Annotated in this window: 17 protein-coding genes and 1 riboswitch; of the genes, 8 read left to right on the top strand and 9 right to left on the bottom strand. The window is 68.7% G+C overall.

All coding sequences use genetic code 11. The features are described from left to right. Positions 1-3 precede the first annotated feature (3 nt). From ABZW96_RS05340 to ABZW96_RS05330, 3 genes are all read right to left on the bottom strand, one after another. Positions 4-1,218 carry an O-succinylhomoserine sulfhydrylase gene (locus tag ABZW96_RS05340; RefSeq protein WP_355071562.1) on the bottom strand — a complete coding sequence of 405 codons (1,215 nt, stop codon included), beginning with the start codon at positions 1,216-1,218 and terminating at the stop codon, positions 4-6. After that, positions 1,215-1,631: a rhodanese-like domain-containing protein gene (locus ABZW96_RS05335; protein WP_355071560.1), complete on the bottom strand. Its 417-nt coding sequence runs from the start codon at positions 1,629-1,631 to the stop codon at positions 1,215-1,217. The genes ABZW96_RS05340 and ABZW96_RS05335 overlap by 4 nt, the downstream gene beginning before the upstream one ends. A 14-nt stretch (positions 1,632-1,645) precedes the next feature. Then, positions 1,646-1,762: riboswitch (SAM riboswitch) on the bottom strand. A 63-nt stretch (positions 1,763-1,825) separates the two neighbouring features. Then, the gene (locus tag ABZW96_RS05330; protein WP_355071558.1) at positions 1,826-2,275 is read right to left on the bottom strand and encodes a hypothetical protein; all 450 of its coding nucleotides are present in this window, start codon (positions 2,273-2,275) and stop codon (positions 1,826-1,828) included. A gap of 377 nt (positions 2,276-2,652) precedes the next feature. Between ABZW96_RS05330 and ABZW96_RS05325 the strand changes: the two genes are divergently transcribed. Both ABZW96_RS05325 and ABZW96_RS05320 read left to right on the top strand, forming a co-directional pair. Further along, the gene (locus tag ABZW96_RS05325; RefSeq protein ID WP_355071556.1) at positions 2,653-4,116 is read left to right on the top strand and encodes an FAD-dependent oxidoreductase; all 1,464 of its coding nucleotides are present in this window, start codon (positions 2,653-2,655) and stop codon (positions 4,114-4,116) included. 84 nt (positions 4,117-4,200) lie between these two features. After that, positions 4,201-5,076, top strand: a complete 876-nt coding sequence (locus ABZW96_RS05320; RefSeq protein WP_355071555.1) for an amidohydrolase family protein — start codon at positions 4,201-4,203, stop codon at positions 5,074-5,076. A 3-nt stretch (positions 5,077-5,079) separates the two neighbouring features. On the opposite strand, the gene ABZW96_RS05315 is transcribed toward ABZW96_RS05320, so the two are convergent. Further along, positions 5,080-5,577 (bottom strand): DUF456 domain-containing protein, encoded by a 498-nt coding sequence (locus tag ABZW96_RS05315; protein WP_355071554.1) that lies wholly within the window; start codon positions 5,575-5,577, stop codon positions 5,080-5,082. A gap of 191 nt (positions 5,578-5,768) precedes the next feature. Here ABZW96_RS05315 and ABZW96_RS05310 point away from each other — a divergent pair, with 191 nt between their 5' ends. Next, positions 5,769-6,866 (top strand): CaiB/BaiF CoA-transferase family protein, encoded by a 1,098-nt coding sequence (locus ABZW96_RS05310; RefSeq protein WP_355071553.1) that lies wholly within the window; start codon positions 5,769-5,771, stop codon positions 6,864-6,866. 314 nt (positions 6,867-7,180) lie between these two features. Here the strand turns inward: ABZW96_RS05310 and ABZW96_RS05305 are convergent, their stop codons facing one another. Continuing rightward, positions 7,181-8,686: a PLP-dependent aminotransferase family protein gene (locus ABZW96_RS05305; RefSeq protein ID WP_355071551.1), complete on the bottom strand. Its 1,506-nt coding sequence runs from the start codon at positions 8,684-8,686 to the stop codon at positions 7,181-7,183. Positions 8,687-8,749: 63 nt separating this feature from the next. Here ABZW96_RS05305 and ABZW96_RS05300 point away from each other — a divergent pair, with 63 nt between their 5' ends. The 3 genes from ABZW96_RS05300 to ABZW96_RS05290 all read left to right on the top strand — a co-directional run bounded on the left by ABZW96_RS05300 (position 8,750) and on the right by ABZW96_RS05290 (position 10,625). After that, positions 8,750-8,968: a hypothetical protein gene (locus ABZW96_RS05300; RefSeq protein WP_355071549.1), complete on the top strand. Its 219-nt coding sequence runs from the start codon at positions 8,750-8,752 to the stop codon at positions 8,966-8,968. A 50-nt stretch (positions 8,969-9,018) separates the two neighbouring features. After that, positions 9,019-9,642, top strand: coding sequence for a methylated-DNA--[protein]-cysteine S-methyltransferase (locus tag ABZW96_RS05295; RefSeq protein ID WP_355071548.1), 624 nt, complete (start codon positions 9,019-9,021; stop codon positions 9,640-9,642). A 146-nt stretch (positions 9,643-9,788) separates the two neighbouring features. Beyond that, positions 9,789-10,625, top strand: coding sequence for an alpha/beta hydrolase (locus ABZW96_RS05290; RefSeq protein WP_355071547.1), 837 nt, complete (start codon positions 9,789-9,791; stop codon positions 10,623-10,625). An 11-nt stretch (positions 10,626-10,636) separates the two neighbouring features. Here ABZW96_RS05290 and ABZW96_RS05285 read toward each other — a convergent pair whose 3' ends face one another. The 3 genes from ABZW96_RS05285 to ABZW96_RS05275 all read right to left on the bottom strand — a co-directional run bounded on the left by ABZW96_RS05285 (position 10,637) and on the right by ABZW96_RS05275 (position 14,930). After that, positions 10,637-10,921 (bottom strand): hypothetical protein, encoded by a 285-nt coding sequence (locus ABZW96_RS05285; protein ID WP_355071546.1) that lies wholly within the window; start codon positions 10,919-10,921, stop codon positions 10,637-10,639. Then, entirely contained in the window at positions 10,918-13,524 is a 2,607-nt protein-coding gene (locus tag ABZW96_RS05280; RefSeq protein WP_355071544.1) for a LuxR C-terminal-related transcriptional regulator, read from the bottom strand. Before ABZW96_RS05280 ends, ABZW96_RS05285 begins: the two co-directional genes overlap by 4 nt. Before the next feature lie 116 nt (positions 13,525-13,640). After that, positions 13,641-14,930 carry an adenylosuccinate synthase gene (locus ABZW96_RS05275; protein ID WP_355071542.1) on the bottom strand — a complete coding sequence of 430 codons (1,290 nt, stop codon included), beginning with the start codon at positions 14,928-14,930 and terminating at the stop codon, positions 13,641-13,643. Positions 14,931-15,213: 283 nt separating this feature from the next. Here ABZW96_RS05275 and ABZW96_RS05270 point away from each other — a divergent pair, with 283 nt between their 5' ends. Together ABZW96_RS05270 and ABZW96_RS05265 are read left to right on the top strand one after the other, a co-directional pair. After that, positions 15,214-15,873, top strand: a complete 660-nt coding sequence (locus ABZW96_RS05270) for a hypothetical protein (protein ID WP_355071541.1) — start codon at positions 15,214-15,216, stop codon at positions 15,871-15,873. Continuing rightward, complete coding sequence (locus tag ABZW96_RS05265; protein WP_355071539.1) at positions 15,870-16,646, top strand: site-2 protease family protein; 777 nt, start codon at positions 15,870-15,872, stop codon at positions 16,644-16,646. Before ABZW96_RS05270 ends, ABZW96_RS05265 begins: the two co-directional genes overlap by 4 nt. A 311-nt stretch (positions 16,647-16,957) precedes the next feature. Here the strand turns inward: ABZW96_RS05265 and ABZW96_RS05260 are convergent, their stop codons facing one another. Further along, positions 16,958-18,094: an FUSC family protein gene (locus ABZW96_RS05260; protein WP_355072111.1), complete on the bottom strand. Its 1,137-nt coding sequence runs from the start codon at positions 18,092-18,094 to the stop codon at positions 16,958-16,960. Positions 18,095-18,104 lie beyond the last annotated feature (10 nt).

Genomic DNA, 18,104 nt, shown 5'->3' with positions numbered 1-18,104 from the left:
TGCTCAGGCGAGGGCTTGGTCGAGATCCTGGAGCAGGTCTTCCACGTCCTCCAGGCCCACCGAGATGCGGACGACGCCGTCGGACAAACCGATGGTGGCCCGGCCTTCGGGACCCATGGCGCGGTGTGTCGTGGTCGCGGGGTGGGTGATCAGGGACTTGGCGTCACCGAGGTTGTTGGAGATGTCGACGATGCGCAACCGGTTCAGGACTTCGAACGCGCGCTTCTTCGCCTCGTTCTCGGGTGCGTTCAGCTCGAAGGTGACCACGGTGCCGCCGCCGCTCATCTGGCCCGTGGCCAGCGCGTACTGCGGATGCGAATCCAGGAACGGGTATCGCACCCAGCTGACGGCCGGGTTGCTCTCCAGGAAGCGGGCGATCCGCAGCGCGGACTCCGTCGAATGGCGCACCCGCAGCGGCATCGTCTCCAAGCCTTTGAGCAGCGTCCATGCGTTGAACGGGCTCAGCGCGGGGCCGGTGTGGCGCATCAGCGTCTTCACCGGGCCGTCGATGTAGTCCGTGGCGCCGAGGATGGCGCCGCCCAGCACGCGGCCCTGGCCATCGATGTGCTTGGTGCCGGAGTAGACCACCACGTCGGCGCCGAGTTCGAAGCCGCGTTGCAGCAGCGGAGTGGCGAACACGTTGTCCAGTACGACCTTCGCGCCTGCCGCGTGCGCCAGCTCGCTCACCCGCCGCACGTCGACCAACGTCTGCATCGGATTGGCGGGCGTCTCGAAGAAGACCGCCTGAGTGGGCACGGACAGCGCCTGTTCCCACTGGTCCAGATCCTCGCCGTCGACGAAGACGGTCTCCACGCCCCAGCGCGGCAGTATCTCGTTGCACACCACGAAGCACGAGCCGAACAGGCTGCGCGCGGCGACGAGCCGGTCGCCGGCGCCCAGCAGCGCGCCCAGCGCGGTGAACACCGCGGCCATGCCGCTCGCGGTCGCGAAGCACGCCTCGGCGCCGTCGAGCAGGCGCATCCGCTCCTCGAACATGGCCACCGTCGGGTTGCCGTAGCGGGAGTAGACGAAATGTTCGACCTCGCCGGTGAACGCGGCCTCGGCGGCCTCCGCGCTCTCGTAGACGAAGCCGGAGGTGAGGTAGAGCGCCTCGGCGGTCTCCTCGAAACCGGAGCGCCGCAGCCCGCCGCGCACGCCGAGCGTCGCGGGGCCGACGCTCTCGGGCAGCGGCTTGTCGAACGCGCCGCCGGTGATCACGACTGCCGCCAGGGCAGTCCGAGGGCACGCCAGCCGGAGCCGCCGCGATGCCCGAATTCGTCGAGCGGGCCTTCGAAGCCCTCCAGCACGTTGTAGGAGGTGCGGTAGCCCGCCGAGGTGGCGGCGATCGCCGCGCCCACCGAACGCTGACCGGAGCGACAGAGGAAGACGACCGGAGCCTCGGGATCATGGCCGTCGAGCGCTTGCTTCAGCTGCTCGACGAACGTCTCGTTGCGCGCCCCCGTGGAATCGACCCACTCGATCAGCACGGTCGGCCGTTCGATCGGGCTCGTGTCGGGGACTCCGACGAATCTCCATTCCGCTTCCGTCCGCACGTCCACCAGGACGGCTTCCGGATTGTCCCGCAGCAACTCCCAAGCCTGCTGAGGGGTGATGTCACCGGCATAACTCATGTGCACCTCCTGCGAATCCGCACTTGCCGCGCCCGGGACCAGGGCGCCGCCAGGTCGTCACCCGGAGCACCCCACCGCGGAGGAGGGTTGCCGACCAGCAATGCCGGGGCTTGACACTGGTTCTCATGACCTTCGACTGAGATTGCACCGACCCGGGTCACCGTGTCAAACGGTGACGCACCCTGCGCGAACGCTCAGGTGCATACCAGCCACTTGTCGCCGGATCTGGCGAGAATCCAGGTCGTCGTCTTCTCCTGCCCGTCCACCTTCGTGGTGACGGTCGCCTTGCCCCGGTCGCCGTCCACCATGGGCGGGTCGATTTTCGTGATCTCGACGGGCTTTCCGGCGCCGTCCTGGCCCGCCAGCGGTGAGTGGGCGGCGTCGAAGCCCTGGCACGCGGTGCCGGGCGGCGGCACGGCGTCGCTGCGGTTGGCACCGTCGACGAAGTTTCGGACGGCCGCCGTGATGCGGTCGGCGTCTGTGACATTTTTCTCAGCGGGCGACAGCACACCGCCGAGCACGATCGCGATCAGCACGATCGCCGCGACCACCGCGGCGGCGACGAACGGGACCACCGAGCGTTTATCGGTCTGATCGACCCGGATGATCTCGTCCTCGCCCGCGGTCGGCTGCTGTTCGGTCATGGCTCGATGATCCCTGGTCGGCGCCGGTATCGAGCGCTCGACCCCGGGCAAACACCGGCGCGACGCCGACCAGGGGCGAGCGGCGGCGATAGACCGCGCGCGAGCGGGTAAGCGGCAATCGTGGCTGTCGATGGCATCCGTCGAGTTCACGCACCGACGCGGGGCGGCGTCGGCCATCCCGATAGAATCGCGGGACGGCGGCCTGCTGTCATAGCGAATCGGCAGCTCTACGCCGCGGCGAACGGAGCACCGTGCAGCCACGAGCCGGCGACGCCGGCGTCCGCACCGGACGGGTGCGACCGAGCCGGTGCGTCAACTTAGCCTAAGCTAAGCCCGACGTCATTAATTGTTTCGACCATAAAGGTGCGCGTAAAGAGATGACCGAACAGAGTGCAGTAGAGGATGGCGGTGTCCGCGAGCCCTGCGTGGTGACGCAGGCTTCCTCCTCCGGGCCTGACGCGCACACCGCGAAGACCCGCCCGCTCCGCATCGCGATCGTGGGCGCCGGACCGGCCGGGATCTACGCCGCCGACGCCTTGATGAAGTCCGATGCCGAGGTGTCGATCGACCTCTACGAGCGCATGCCCGCGCCGTTCGGCCTGATCCGCTACGGCGTCGCGCCCGATCACCCCCGCATCAAGGGCATCATCACGGCCCTGCACAAGGTCCTCGACAAGCCGCAGGTGCGCCTGCTCGGCAACATCGACTACGGCACCGACATCACCCTCGACGACCTGCGGGCCTTCTACGACGCGGTGATCTTCTCCACCGGCGCCAACGCCGACCGCGCCCTGCCGATCCCCGGCATCGACCTCGACGGCTCCTACGGCGCCGCCGACTTCGTCTCCTGGTACGACGGCCACCCCGACGTCCCCCGCACCTGGCCGCTGGAGGCGGAGAAGGTCGCCGTCCTCGGCGTCGGCAACGTCGCCCTCGACGTCGCCCGCGTGCTGGCCAAGACCGGCGACGAACTGCTGCCGACCGAGATTCCGCCGAACGTCTACAAGGGCCTGGTGGCCAACAAGGCCGTCGAGGTGCACGTCTTCGGCCGCCGCGGTCCCGCGCAGGCCAAGTTCACCCCGCTGGAACTGCGCGAGCTCGACCATTCGCCCACGATCGAGGTCATCGTCGACCCCGAGGACATCGACTACGACGAAGGCTCCGAAGCCGCGCGCCGTCACTCCAAGCAGGTCGACATGGTCGCCAACACGCTCGAGCAGTGGGCCATCCGCGACGCGGGCGACCGGCCGCACAAGCTGTTCCTGCACTTCTTCGAATCCCCCGCCGAGATTCTCGGCGAGAACGGCAAGGTCGTCGGCCTGCGCACCGAGCGCACCGAGCTCGACGGCACCGGCAACGTCAAGGGCACCGGCGTGTTCAAGGACTGGGACGTGCAGGCGGTGTACCGCGCCGTCGGCTACCTGTCGCAGAACCTGACCAACCTGCCGTTCGACGACCAGGCCGGCACCGTGCCGAACGAAGCGGGCCGCGTGCTCATCGACGAGAACGCCGACGGCGCCGCGCGCTACCTGCCCGCCACATACGTCACCGGCTGGATCAAGCGCGGCCCGGTCGGCCTGATCGGCCACACCAAGGGCGACGCCAACGAGACCATCGCCTGCCTGCTGGACGACGCTCCCGGCTTCACCCCGGCCGAGCGGCCCGACCCCGAGGCCGTCATCGAGTTCCTCGAAGGCAAGGGCATCCCGTTCACCACCTGGGCCGGTTGGTACCGCCTCGACGCGCACGAACGCTCCCTCGGTGAGCCGGAGGGCCGCGAGCGCGTCAAGGTCGTCGAACGCGAGGACATGCTGCGCGCCAGCGAACCCCACAAGGTCTGATCACCCCGCAGTGACCCCCTCCGCCGCCATCGCGACACCCCTGCTGTGGCAGCGGAAAATCCGACCCTGAGGCATTCTGTACAAGTGTTCGATGCCCACCTGCACATTTTCGACCCGCGGTTTCCGCTGGCCGAGAACGAGGGCTACCTGCCCGACCCGTTCACCATCGCCGATTACCGGAAGCGCATGGCGCGCTACGACGTCAGCGGCGGCGCCGTGGTCAGCGGGTCGTTCCAGGGCACGGACCAGACCTACCTGAAGGCCGCCCTCGCCGAACTCGGCGAGGGCTGGGTCGGCGTCACCCGGCTCGATCTCGACGCCTCCGACGAGGAGATCCTCGAACTGGACCGGATCGGTGTGCGCGCACTGCGTTTCAACCTCAAGCGCGCGGCCACCGACATCGCCGGAATGACGTTGCAGGCGCTGCGCGCGTACGAGCTGGCCGGCTGGCATGTCGAGGTCTACATCGACGGCACGATGCTGGCCTCGTTGCAACCGGTCATCTCCAAGCTGCCCGCGCTGTCGGTCGACCATCTGGGCATGTCCGCCGAAGGGCTGCCCTTCCTGCTGGACCTGGTCGACCGTGGAGCCAAGGTCAAGGCGACCGGTTTCGGCCGGGTCGCGATGAACGTCGCCGACACGCTGCGCCGCGTGCACGCGGTGAATCCGGAAGCCCTCATGTTCGGCACCGATCTGCCCGGTACCCGAGCCGGACGTCCGTTCCGGGACTCGGACGTGGATCTGCTCTGCGACGTGGTGGGCACCGACATGTACGCGGTGCTGGAGGACAACGCGCGCGCGTTCTATCGGCTCCCGGCCCGCGAGCGTGTCGTCCGCGAGGAGCCGGCCCCCACGCTGCCGCTGTACCGGCCCGAACCGCCGACCCTCCGGCTGCGCCGCGACGAACTCCCGGGAAGCCGCGCGGGCGACACGATCCCGTTCCCCGCCATCGATAGGTAGCGCTCAGACGGCGAACACACCGGCGAGCCACACACCGGTGGCAAGCAACGCGCCGAAGAGTTCGATCAGGATGGACAGTCCGACGCCCTTCAACGCGTGCACGGTCGCCTGCCACGCCTGCCGGTTGACGCGCAGCCGCTGGAGTTCCCAAAGATAAACGCCGAGAACGAAGCCCACGAACAGGCCGATCACCGGAATCACGAAGAAGCCGATGACGCCGAGTATCGCGCCGAGCAGGACCGCGCGGTTGGACACTCCCGCGTCCTTCATCCTGCGCCCCGGCCAGGTGTATTTGACGACGCCGGAGAGCACCAGCAGCACCGTGCTGATCGCGAAAACCGTCCAGGCCGTGGCGCCCCCGGTGAGAAAGGCCCAGACGGCGATGGCCGCGAAGATCAGGATGACGCCCGGCAGGATCGGCACGACGATGCCGACCAGACCGACCAGAATCGCGAGACCGGCGAGAAGGTTGTACCACCCCTGATCAGACAGCGCTTGCACACGTGCAGCCTAGGACCGGGCGACCGAACGGGCGACTCGTCGTCGAACCCGTCGTCCATCCGTCGTCCGGGTATGCCCCCGGCTCCGGCCCCGGCGTTATTGTCATACTGTCAATACAACCCTCCCGGCCGCGTTCGGGAGGACGCGCCGGACCGCCGGTGCGCTGGATCAACGACGAACCGAGGTAGGGCGTGAGCACTCCATCCACCGCCAAGCAGGGCCCGCTCGCGGGCATCAAGGTCATCGAGCTGGCCGGGATCGGTCCCGGTCCGCACGCCGCGCTGCTGCTCGCCGATCTGGGCGCCGACGTGGTGCGGGTGCAGCGTGCGGGCCAGCTGCCGGGCGGGTTCGACCGTCCGCAGCTGCGCGGCCGGACGATCGTCGAGGCCAACCTCAAGGACCCCGCCGACATCGAGAAGGTTCTCGGCCTCGTCGAGAAGGCGGACGTGCTGATCGAAGGCTTCCGCCCCGGCGTCACCGAGCGGCTCGGCATCGGCCCGGACGACGCGCTCGCCCGCAACCCGCGCCTGGTCTACGGACGGATGACCGGCTGGGGTCAGGAAGGCCCGCTGGCCGATCGCGCCGGACACGACATCAACTACATCTCCATCACCGGCGTGCTGCACGCCATCGGCCGCAAGGGCGAACGCCCGGTCCCGCCGCTGAACATGGTTGGCGATTTCGGCGGCGGCTCGATGTTCCTGGTCTTCGGCATCCTCGCCGCGCTGGTCGAGCGGCAGCAGTCCGGCAAGGGCCAGGTGATCGACGCGGCCATGGTCGATGGCGCCCTTGCCCTTTCGCACATGATCTGGGGCATGCGCGGCGCGGGCGCCTGGTCCGATGAGCGTGGCGTGAACCTGCTCGACACCGGAATGTCGTTCTACGACACCTACGAAACCTCCGACGGCAAGTACATGGCGGTCGGTGCGATCGAACCGCAGTTCTACGCCCAGTTGCTCGCCGGACTGGAGATCGAGGCGGACGGCCTGCCCTTCCAGCTCGACCCCGCCGGTCAGGAAACGCTGAAAAAGCTTTTCGCCGAGCGTTTCCGGACCAAGACCCGGGACGAATGGGCCGAGATATTCGTCGGCACCGACGCGTGCGTCTCTCCCGTGCTGACATTCGACGAGGCGACGCGAAACGAGCACATCGCGGCCCGCGGCTCGCTGCTGGAGCTCGACGACATCACCCAGCACGCCCCCGCGCCGCGATTCTCCCGCACTCCGAACGGGATTCCGACCCCGCCGCCCACCACCGCCACCCCGATCGAGACGGTCTGGGCCGACTGAGCGCCGAGCGGGGTGGCATGGCGCCACTCCGCTTCGCGGCTGATAATTGAAACTTTTAACATACCAACCGGTTCGACAGTTCGGCACCGGGCCTGCCATACTGTCCGCGAGCAGGTGGCTTTCGAGAATCGCGAACCTCGTCCGGTCCGCTCCTTGACCGCTGCTCGAGCTGGAGGCCTCCGCGCCGTGCGAGCTTCTGCACACCGCCCGAGCACGACGAGGGCCAGCCCCGAGGGGTGGCCGGCCGATCGTGCTCGGCGGTGCTCGGAGGGGACATACCGCCTGCGGAGGCTCTCCCCAGCGACGAAATCGCTTCAGTAGCAGGTCAACGGCGTCAACGGGTCGGCGGCGCGTGGCGTGAGCGCCATATAGGCGGACGCGATGGCCTTGACCGCCAAACGCAATTCGGGTTCCTGGTGGGTGAACGGCAGCCGCAGGAACCGTTCGAACGCGCCTTGCACGCCGAATCGTGGCCCGGCGGCGAGTAATACGCCATGGTTGGGAGCCGTGGCCGCCAGCGCCGTGGAAACCGAGGTCGGCAGCTGTGCCCACACCGACATGCCGCCCGCGCCGACGGTGACGCGCCAGTCCGGCAGTTCCTCGGCGAGCGCGTCGAGCAGCGCGGCACGCTGCGAACGCAACTGGTCCCGGCGACGGTCGAGGATCACCTCCGCGTGCTCGAGCAGGTGCACGGTGGCCAACTGGTCCATGACGGGGGTGCCGAGGTCGACCGTGGAGCGGATGCCGAGCAGCTTGGTGATCAGCGCCTGGTTGGTCCGGATCCAGCCGACGCGCAGACCGCCCCAGAACGATTTCGAGGCCGACCCGATGGTCACGATCTCGGATCCTCTGGCGAAAGCGGCGACCGGCGGCGGCGGGTTGTCCGCACCGAGCCCGAGATCCGCCATGGACTCGTCGATCACGATGGTCATCCTGGTGTCCCTGGCGATGGCGGTCAGTTCGGCGCGGCCGTCGGCGTCGAGCAGCAGGCCGGTCGGGTTGTTGTAGTCCGGCACCAGATAGGCCAGGCTGGCCGCGGTCTGCCGCGCGGCACTGCGGACGCCGTCGAGATCCCAGCCGCCCGCCGGGTCCTCCGGGCGCAGCGGCACCGGCACCGGCCTGGCGCCGACGTCGCGGATCGCCTCGATGGCGTTCGGGTAGGTCGGGTGGTCGATGAGCACGCGGGCCGCGGGCGCGGTGAGCACGTTCAGCAGCAGGCGCAGGCCGTGCTGAGCGCCGAGGGTGACCAGGATCTGATCGGGCTCGGTCGGCAGCCCGCGCGCGGTGTAGCGGCGGGCGATCGCCTCACGGAGTGCCAGCACACCGACCGGGTCCATGCCGTGCGTGCCGAGGTAGGCGGGAATGCCCTCCAGGGCAGCCGAATACGCGTCCTGCATCTCCAGCGGGGCGGCCATGGCGGCATAGGTCATGTCGACGGTGGGCAGTTCGGGCGAGCCCATCATGGCCAGGATGCTCCGCGCCGGCTTGACGCCGTCGTGCTGCACGTCGCGGGGCAGGGCCACCGTGCTGCGCGAGCCCTGGCGGCTGATCAGGTAGCCGTGCTCGCGCAACAGCGCGTAGGTGGAGGTGATGGTGGTGCGACTGACCCCGAGGGTGCCGGCGAGATCCCGTTCGCTGGGCAAGGCGACGCCCAGCGGCGCGCGCCCGTCGTGGATCAGCAGCCGGATTCCTTCGGCGAGCGCCAAGTAGGCCGGGCGGGTGGAGCGCCGCCCGGCCGAATCCGGATCGCCGTCGTGCGCGTGCCGCCAATGGCCCAGATCGCGAGCCAGGCTGCCCGCGCCGATCACTCTTGTCGCCATACGGTCCAGTATCGGCCGATTGGATATTTATTGGCAAGGCCAGTGGCGCGCACCCTGACGGACATGATGCTCGCCACCCTGCTCCTGACCGCCTTGCTCGGCTGCCTGATCTACCGATTCGCGCCGGAACGCGACACGCGCACCTTTCGCCTCGAACGCTTCCACCCCGGTACGCCGATGTCCGACCAACCCCTCTCGTACTACGACCACCAGCGGCGATACTCCGATCTCGCGGCGATCTACGGCCGCGGCGACGCACCGAACCAATGCCAGTTCCACTAAACTGGACTGCTAATTGCGAACTTGTCGGTCCCGCGATGCAGACTTGGCTCATGAGTGACGCCACTCGCCTCGCCGCCGATCCTCCGGCGAACGAAGCCACCGAGCCCGTGGCCTCCGGCCGTCCCACACCGTACGCGGTCGCGGCGACGCTGTTCGATACCGCGATCGGCTGCTGCGCGATCGCCTGGAGCAGCGCAGGGGTGATCCGATTCCAACTTCCGGAGGCGAGCCCCGCCGCCACCCGAGCGCGCATCACACGCGCTCGCGCGGGCGAGAAGCTTCACGAGCAGCCACCCACCGAAGCCATCGCCGAGGCGATCGCGGGCATCCGCGCGCACCTCTCGGGGGAACTCGACGACCTGCGTTGGATCGCCTTGGACACCAGTGGAATTCCGGAGTTCCACCGCGCCGTCTACACCGTCACACGCGCCATCGACCCAGGCCACACCCTCAGCTACGGCCAGGTCGCCCATCGCGTGGGCGCGCCAGGCGGCGCCCAGGCGGTCGGCCAGGCCCTGGGCCGCAACCCGATCCCGTTGATCATCCCGTGCCACCGTGTACTCGCCGCCGACCACGCCCTGCACGGCTTCTCCGCCCCCGGCGGCATCGACACCAAGCAGCGTCTACTGACCATCGAGCGCACACCGGGATTCGGCGAGCCCACCTTGTTCTGAGCGACCACGCCCGACCGGTGCGGCGCCCAGGTCCTGGTCTCGGAGTCATGGATACGCCAACGGACCGATGAATTCGCTCAGTTCGCATCGTCCTACGAGCGAGACATCGGCGACACCCGCCGATCCGGAACGAAAGTGAGCTGGCCATGGAGACTGTGACATCGACCGATGGCACCGTGATCGCGTTCGATCGGCAAGTCGGCGGCGACAACGGAGTCGTGATCTTGATCGGCGGCGCCTTCGGTTTCCGGAAATTCCCCAAGATGGTCGAGTTGGCCGCGGCACTCGCCGAGCAGCACCGATTGACGGTGATCAATTACGACCGACGCGGCCGCGGCGACAGCACGGATTCGCCCGGTGTCTACGACGTCGACCGCGAGATCGATGACATCGCCGCTTTGATCGAGGCCGCGGGCGGTACGGCGGCGTTGTTCGGGTGGTCCTCGGGCGCCGCGCTCGCGCTACGGGCCGCCGAGTCCGGCCGAGTGAAGGGCATCACGAAAGTCGTCGCGTTCGAGCCGCCATTCGTGGTCGACCGGGAAGGGTTCGTACCAGAGGCCGATCTGGAGGCGCGCCTGCACGAACTGATCGCCGCGGATTCTCGCGGGGACACCGTTCGGTTCTACATGACCAAAGCCATGGGACTCCCGCGTGTGATGGCCGCCGTCATGCGATTCACCCCCTTCTGGAAAGACTTGTGCGCCACCGCTCCCTCCACCGCGCACGACTGGGCTGTGATGCGCGACTTCATGCGCGGCGAGCCGCTGCGGCCCGCGGACTGGTCCGGAGTCGGTGTTCCCACCCTGGTCATCGCCGGCGGCAAATCCGACGCGCTACTGCGGAAGGGAGCCCGCGCCATCGCCGCCGCACTTCCCGATGCCGTTTTCCGGGAGATTCCCCGGCTCAGCCACAATCCGAACATCGGGATTCTCGCCCCCGTCGCGGGTTCGTTCCTTACCGGCGCCGAGCAGCCCGCCGGGTAGTACGCGGCGGCTCAGCGCAAGGGGTGCGCGCGGAAGAATTCGCACGCGTCCCCGGTGATGTAGCCGTCCTCGCAGCCGAAGTACGTCTGGATGCAGGCGTTCGTCGAGCAGCCGAGTTCGATCAATTTCTGCCTGATCCGGGCGTTGCGCTCCTGCGTCGTCTCGGTCTTCGTCGCCACTGTCGCCGAGGGACGCGCGGAACTGGTGACCGGTTGCGGCTGTCCGTCCGAGCACCCGGCGGCCAAGACCAGACCCGCCGCCGTGGCAGCGATCACCGCGGCCGCTCGCAGCGTCATTTTCCGCTCCCGGACTCTCCGCGCATCAGCGCGCCCAGGGACTCGCGATCGGTGACGTCCATCTTGATGCAGGCCCGGTAGAGATGGCCTTCGACGGTGCGCACCGAGACGGTGAGCCGGTCGGCGATCTGCCGGTTGGACAGGCCCGCGGCGACGAGGTTGGCGATCTCCCGTTCCCGCGCGGTCAAGGGCAAGGGTTGTGCGGCCTGCCGCAGCGCGGGGGTGCTCGCTCCGCCGCAGGCGGCGGCGAGCCGGTTGGCGGTGGCGGCGGACTCCAGCAACTTGCGCCGATCCCCGGCTCGCTCGTGGGCCGAGGCGGCCTGCGCCGCGGCGTCGGCGGCCGACAACAGCGCGCCGATGCGCTCGAATTCGGCGGCGACCGAGTCCAGCCCGGGTCCGTCATGGTCGGCGAGCGCCACCGCGTGCCGAGCCTGCGCCTGTACCAGCCGTCCTTCCACTCGCTCGGCCAGTTCCGCCAGTCGTCCGGAGACGGAATGGTCGCCGAAGCGGGCCGCGGTGTGCAGCGCCATGGCCTCGATGGCGTGCTGATGCGAGCGTGCGGCCGCGTCGGCGGCGCCCACCGCGATGCGGATGGCAGGCGTGACGGTTCCTTCGGCGGCGGCCAGCCAAGCGCGCGCTACTTCCAGCTGCGGTTCGTACACGGCACTGTGCCTGCCGCCCCGTGCGGTGGCGTGCGCGATCGACTCGGAGGCGTCGCCGGCCCGCCCGAGCGCCGAATACGCCTCCGCCAGACGGATTCGCGCGGGGAACATCCACGCGGCCGCGCCCTCCGCGGCCAATGCGGCCAGCGCCTGTTCCAGATTCTCGATGCCGTCCAGGAACCGGCCCTGCGCCACATCGACGGTCCCTTGCAGGATCTTCGACATGCCCCAGGCCAGATACTGGCCCGGCGAGGAGTAGCCGACGAATGCCCCGGCGCAGCGCCGCGCGGCCTCCAGATCGCCGGCGAAGGTCAGGGCGAGCACCTCGGCGTGCGTGGACATGAAGCGGTTGAGCCCGTCGATGTGCGCTTCCACCTCGTGCCCACGGGCCGCGTACTGCCTGGCCGCTTCCCCCTTGCCCATCAACGCCGACGCCAGGCCGCCGCCGAACGACGCCCACCACACCGCCCACGGCGGTGCGCCGTCGGCGGACATCACCGTCTCCGCCTCGGCGATCGCGTCGTCGACCCGGTTCTCGTTGACCAGACTCGCCGACGCCAGGCCGGTGAAGATGGCCGCGATCTTCGGATGCCGCACCTTCGCGCGCACCAGCTTCAGCACCTCGTCGGCGCGATCGGCATCGCCCATGGCCCACAACAGGTTCGCCACCCTGGTGCTGCCCCAGCGCGCCAGCTGCACCTCGTCGAGTTGGTCGGGGTCGAAGCTGGCGAGGGTGCGCTCGGCCTCGATCCGGTGCCCCTGCCACAGCAGGGCGCGCGCCAGCAGGTCGGCGGCCTCCACGCCGCCGCGCCGCTCCACCGCTGCGCGGGCGAAGCGCTCGCCCAGCGGCAGATTCGCCAATCCGATCGCGTCGGCCGCCGCCGCCTCGAACAATTCCAGATCCGCGGATTTATCACTGTCCAGCGCCAATTCGGCCAGGCGGATGCGGTCGGCGGCGGAGTTTATCCGGCGGTCCTTCAGCGACGAATACAACCTGCCGCGCAAACGCCGCGCCGAGGCGATGCCGAGCCTGCGGCGGATCACCTCACCGAACAGCGGGTGGTTGTAGCGCACGATCAGATCTTGGGAATTCTCCACCACCCGGATCACCCCGCGCGTTTCGGCGGCTTCCACCGCGTCCTCGCCCGCCAATTCGGCGAGGACGTCGAGATCGATCGGTTCGCAGAAAGTCAGCAGTTCCAGCACCCGCAGCACCGGCTCGGGCAACTGCTCGACGCGGTCCTCCAGCAGCGCGGCCAGCTCCGAGGTCACCGCCGCGCGCCCACGCAGTTGCCACACGCCGTTGACCTGACGCAGCGTGCCCGCCTCCAGCGCACCCTCCACCAAATGCCGCAGGAACAACGCGTTTCCGGCGGAGGACTCCCACATCAGATTGGCGGTGAACCCCTCGAGTTGCCCACCGAGCATCGATTCCACCAGTTCGACGCTCTGGCGCTGGGTGAACGGGCGCAGGTCGATGCGCGTCAGATGGCCGTCTTTCCACAACGAGGTGACCGCGTCCGGCACCGGGACTCCGCTGCGCACGGTGACGACGATGTGGGCGGCTTTGTCGATGGCCAGTTGCAGCAGCAGCGTGGCGGAGAGCTGATCCAGCAGATGCGCGTCGTCGACCCCGATCACCGTGTCCCCGTCGGCGAGCAACGCCTCGCGCGCCGCCGACATGAACGTGACCGGATCGTGCGCCGTATAGACGCCGACCATATGCGCGAACACCCCCAGCGGAATGCTGCGCGCCGACTCGGTGCCCGCCACCCAGCGGACATTGCCGCCGATCGCGGAGGTGGCATGCCGGGCCAGGGTGGTCTTGCCCACCCCCGCGTCACCGGTCAGTACCACGCCGACGTGCCCCGGACCGGTCAGCGCCGCACGGATCGCCTCGAATTCGCTCTCGCGCTCGATCATCGGCCAGTTCCGAGCCATGCTCTAACTGTAGTTCTTCACCGATCATGATCGAAGCCGAGCGAGCACGATAGATGTGGCGAATTTCTGGTGATCTTGCCGAATTTCCGCTGGCCCACGCGGAATTCGAACAGGTTCTAGTCGAGTACGTCGTGCCGGACGATGGTCTGATCCCGGCCGGGACCCACGCCGATGCAAGAAATCCTGGCGCCGGACAGCTCCTCCAAACGCAACACGTACGCCTGGGCGTTGGCGGGCAGCTCCTCGAAGGTGCGCGCGCCGGAAATGTCCTCCCACCAACCGGGCATTTGCTCGAAAATCGGCTTCGCGTGATGGAATTCGGTCTGCGTGGTCGGCATCTGCTCGACTCGCTCGCCGTCGATCTCATAGGCGACGCAGATCGGCACCGTCTCGAGACTGGATAGAACGTCCAGTTTGGTGAGGAAGTAGTCGGTGATGCCGTTGACCCGGGTGGCGTAGCGCGCGATCACCGCGTCGAACCAGCCGCAGCGGCGAGCGCGCCCGGTGGTGACACCGACCTCGCCGCCGGTCTTGGCCAGGTAGGCGCCGAACTCGTCGAACAGCTCGGTCGGGAACGGTCCGGAACCGACCCGGGTGGTGTAGGACTTCAGGATGCCGAGCACCGTGTTGATCTTGTTCGGTCCGATGCCCGCGCCGACCGCCGCGCCGCCCGAGGTCGGGTTCGACGACGTGACGTACGGGTAGGTGCCGTGGTCGACGTCGAGCAGGGTGCCCTGCGAACCCTCCAGCAGCACCGTCTCACCACGCTCGAGCGCGAGGTTCAGCTTCAGCCTGGTGTCGGCGATCCGGTGCTTGAAACTGTCCGCCTGGGTCAGCACCTCGTCCACCACCTGCTGCGGATCCAGCGCGCGGCGGTTGTAGATCTTGACAAGCACCTGGTTCTTGAACTCGAGCGCCGCCTCGACCTTCTGGGTGAGGATCTTCTCGTCCAGCACGTCCGCGACGCGCACGCCGACGCGCGCCACCTTGTCCTGGTAGCACGGCCCGATCCCGCGGCCGGTGGTGCCGATCTTCTTGTTGCCGAGGAAACGTTCGGTGACCTTATCGATGGCCACGTGGTACGGCATGATCAAGTGCGCGTCGGCCGAGAGCAGCAGCCCGGAGGTGTCGACGCCCCGCTGCTCCAGCCCCGCCAGCTCGTCCAGCAGCACGCCGGGATCCACGACGACACCGTTGCCGATGACATTCGTCACGCCAGGGGTCAGGATGCCGGAGGGGATCAGGTGCAGGGCGAAGTTGTCGCCGTTGGGCAGCACCACGGTGTGACCCGCGTTGTTGCCGCCCTGGTACCGGACCACCCAGTTCACCCGACCACCGAGCAGATCGGTTGCTTTGCCCTTCCCCTCGTCGCCCCACTGGGCGCCGATCAGGACGATTGCCGGCATGGTCGTGTCTCCTACGGTTCGACAGGCAACACTGGTGTGTTGCAGCTACCTGCCGTACTGAGGCGGTGGCCGGAAGCACAGTCTAGCCGACCCGGCCCCGGCGGCATCGCAGCGCATCTCGTCGTAGGCTCGACAACCGTGTGGTCGCGGCCGGGCAGGGCTAAGGTTGCACGGCACGCCGAGCGGCAGCGCGGCGGGCACGGGCGAGCCGCGGCTCGGGTTCGCCCGCCAATGGCGAGGGGCCCGACGGTGTCGGCTCGAACCGAGGAGGGTGTACGGCAGCTTGAGTACCCATGTTCTCCGCTGCGACGGCGCCCCCGTACCCATCGCGCTCGCGGCGCTGCCGACCACCCAGACGGCCGCCATCCCCGATCCCGCCGTGATCGACGAGTTGCTTCCCGTGCTGGCCGCCGACAGCCTGCCGCGCCTGATCGTGCTGGGTGAGGACGCCGCGCTGGCCGCGGTGCTCACCCATCTGATGCGCACCGAGCGCCTGCACGTGGAGATCGGGTACGTGCCGGTCGAGAAGACCTACGCCGCACGCGCCTACCAGACCGGCACCGGCAACGCCGCCGCCAAGCGCGCCATCGGAGGCAGCGCCGTCGAGACGCCACTGGTTCGCGACGACACCGGCAAGGTGCTCGCGGGCCGGGCGGTGATCACCGGCATCGGCGGCGAGCGGCTCGAGGGTGAGGCTTATGTCGACGACACCCTGCTGTTCTCCGGCGACGTGACGGCCATGCTCGTCTCGCCGTGCCTCGAACCGCCCGGGGTGCGGGCGGCCGTGCGGCGAAGGTTCCGCAAACGGCGCTGGGTCGAGGGGCGAGCGGCGCAGCTCGGCACGCCAGGCGCCATCGTGACCAGGGACGGCGTCCGCACCGATCGCCCGGTGCCGCGCTCGAGTTTCTACCGCCATCACGAACCCTGGCTGCTGGTGCGATGAGTTTCCCGACCAACCGCAGAGCGCGTGCGGTCCGGCCGAGCCCGGTGTTCCTGCTCGTGGTGGTCGTGACCGCGGTCGGCGGCGCGCTGGCCTGGGACGCCCCGCTGGACTCCACCAGAGCCAAGGCCGGTGTGTTCGTCCTCGTGGTCTTCGGTTGGGTGGTCTCGCTGTGCCTGCACGAGTTCGCGCACGCGTACTCGGCGTGGCGCGCGGGTGATCGCGAAGTGGAGTTGCGCGGCTATCTGACGCTCAACCCACTGAAGTACAGCCATCCGCTGCTGTCGATCGTGTTGCCGATGGTGTTCATCGCGCTCGGCGGGATCGGCTTGCCCGGCGGCGCGGTCTACGTGCACACGCACAATGTCGCGCCGCGCACGCAGCGGATCATCAGCGGCGCGGGGCCCGCCGTGAACGCGTTGTGCGCGGTGTTGCTGCTGGCGACCGTCCGGATCTGGGGCAGCTCGGCCACTCATCCCGCGTTCTGGTTCGGCGTCAGTTTCCTTGCCTTCCTGCAGATCACGGCGACTCTGCTGAATCTGATCCCGCTGCCGGGACTGGACGGCTACGGCATCGTCGAGCCGTCACTGAGCTACCAGACCCGGCGCTCGCTCGACCAGTTCAAGCCGTTCGGCATGTTGATCCTGTTCGCGCTGCTGTTCACGCCCGCGATCAATCAGGTGTTCTTCGACGCGGTGTACGCGCTGTTCGAACTGTCCGGTGTTCCGTCGAATTGGTCGCGCTACGGCGGCTACCTGACTCGGTTCTGGACCTGATCTCCGGCGACTCGCCGTACACGTGGGCGCGGGACCGCCCGGTCGGGTTGCCGGGCGGCCCCGCTTCTTCGCCGCTTCCGATCCGCCCCCCTTCCGGCTGCCACACCCCTTGGCCGGAAGGTCCTTTCGTCCACGTGCGAAGTGGTCGACCGCGATACCCCGCGACTCGCGGTCACATCGCAAAACTACGGCGGGATGACGCGCGGAACCCGAGTAGCGGACTACCCGAAGATCGAACTTCCGGCGCGCCGCACCGGAATCGGACCACGGTGGCACGCAAGAATGTCCGAATACCGCTGAGTAGTAGGGCTTCAGACCTCGGGCCGCACGTAGGGGTTCTTGACCGTCGGCGGCAGCAGGGCAATCGCCGAGATACGTTGCACGCCGCACACCTGCATCAGGTCTACCAGCGTCGAACGCACCTGCGCGAAGACGACGTGCGCCGAAAGGCCCGCGCCGGTTACCAGTTCCGGGCGCGCGCCCTTCGCGACCGAGCGCAGTACGCGGGCCGCCTCGGCGCGGTCGGGTTGGTCGCCGGGGTCGGCCAGCATCATCCGGCGCACCACGTCGACGGCCTGGCCCAGGCGCTCCACCTCGTCGATCAAACCGGGGTGGAGGATTTCGTCGTCGCGCACCAGAGTCAGCGAGCGCCGCAACAGGACTCGGGTGTTGCGGATGGCGTTGTCCAGCGGATCCGCCGTGGCCCTGATGCGTTCGAGCCGGGGACGGGAGTTCCAGTACAACGGCGAGATCCGGCTGATCTCGCGGCCGCCTTCCAGGGTGGCGCGCAAGGAGTCGATCTGCGGCTGAGTGGCGCGCATCGCGGTGAGCGCGCGGTGCACCTTCTCCGGATCCTGTTCGAGCAGTCCGTCGGCGCATTCGGTGATCGATCTGCCCATCACGGCGAGGATGTCCCCGGCGAGCGTCCGCGCCCTGCGCACTGGATGCAGGGGGATCGCGGCGACCACCACCACGCCGACCAGTCCGCCGACCAAGGCGTCGATCATGCGGGAGAGACCGCCGCCCGCCGAGGGCGGCAGCAACGTGGCGACCAGCACGGCGGAGCCCGCCGCCTGCACGGTGATGACCGGACCGCCGTCCAGGAACACCGCCGCGGCCATGGCGACCGCGACCACCAGCGCGATCTGCCATATGCCGGTGCCCGCGTGGGAGATGAACAGATCGCCGATGCCGATGCCGACCGCGACCCCGACCACCAGTTCCACCGAGCGACGCAGCCGCGCGCCGAAGGAGATGCCCATCGACACCACGGCGGCCGTCGGCGCGAAGAACGGCAGCGCGTGGCCGATGACGTGATGCGCGAGGAACCAGGCCAGCGCGGCGCCGACCGAACACTGGATGATCGGCAGCGCCGACCGGCGCAGCCGCGCCCACGAGGTGCGTAGCCTCGCCATGCCGCTCGCGCGGGCCACGCCGAACCGGGACATCGGGTCGAAC

Origin of the sequence: Nocardia sp. NPDC004168 (assembly GCF_040610355.1) — a bacterium.
Lineage (GTDB): Bacteria > Actinomycetota > Actinomycetes > Mycobacteriales > Mycobacteriaceae > Nocardia > Nocardia sichangensis.
Note: the sequence above shows the minus strand (reverse complement) of the source record. Positions and strands in the feature narration are given on the sequence as shown.

Coding starts and splice junctions, on each gene's coding strand:
- ABZW96_RS05335 (WP_355071560.1), bottom strand. CDS start 1,631: ATGAGTTATGCCGGTGACATCACCCCTCAGCAGGCTTGGGAGTTGCTG.
- ABZW96_RS05330 (WP_355071558.1), bottom strand. CDS start 2,275: ATGACCGAACAGCAGCCGACCGCGGGCGAGGACGAGATCATCCGGGTC.
- ABZW96_RS05325 (WP_355071556.1), top strand. CDS start 2,653: ATGACCGAACAGAGTGCAGTAGAGGATGGCGGTGTCCGCGAGCCCTGC.
- ABZW96_RS05305 (WP_355071551.1), bottom strand. CDS start 8,686: ATGGCGACAAGAGTGATCGGCGCGGGCAGCCTGGCTCGCGATCTGGGC.
- ABZW96_RS05300 (WP_355071549.1), top strand. CDS start 8,750: ATGATGCTCGCCACCCTGCTCCTGACCGCCTTGCTCGGCTGCCTGATC.
- ABZW96_RS05295 (WP_355071548.1), top strand. CDS start 9,019: ATGAGTGACGCCACTCGCCTCGCCGCCGATCCTCCGGCGAACGAAGCC.
- ABZW96_RS05290 (WP_355071547.1), top strand. CDS start 9,789: ATGGAGACTGTGACATCGACCGATGGCACCGTGATCGCGTTCGATCGG.
- ABZW96_RS05285 (WP_355071546.1), bottom strand. CDS start 10,921: ATGACGCTGCGAGCGGCCGCGGTGATCGCTGCCACGGCGGCGGGTCTG.
- ABZW96_RS05280 (WP_355071544.1), bottom strand. CDS start 13,524: ATGGCTCGGAACTGGCCGATGATCGAGCGCGAGAGCGAATTCGAGGCG.
- ABZW96_RS05275 (WP_355071542.1), bottom strand. CDS start 14,930: ATGCCGGCAATCGTCCTGATCGGCGCCCAGTGGGGCGACGAGGGGAAG.
- ABZW96_RS05265 (WP_355071539.1), top strand. CDS start 15,870: ATGAGTTTCCCGACCAACCGCAGAGCGCGTGCGGTCCGGCCGAGCCCG.
- ABZW96_RS05260 (WP_355072111.1), bottom strand. CDS start 18,094: ATGTCCCGGTTCGGCGTGGCCCGCGCGAGCGGCATGGCGAGGCTACGC.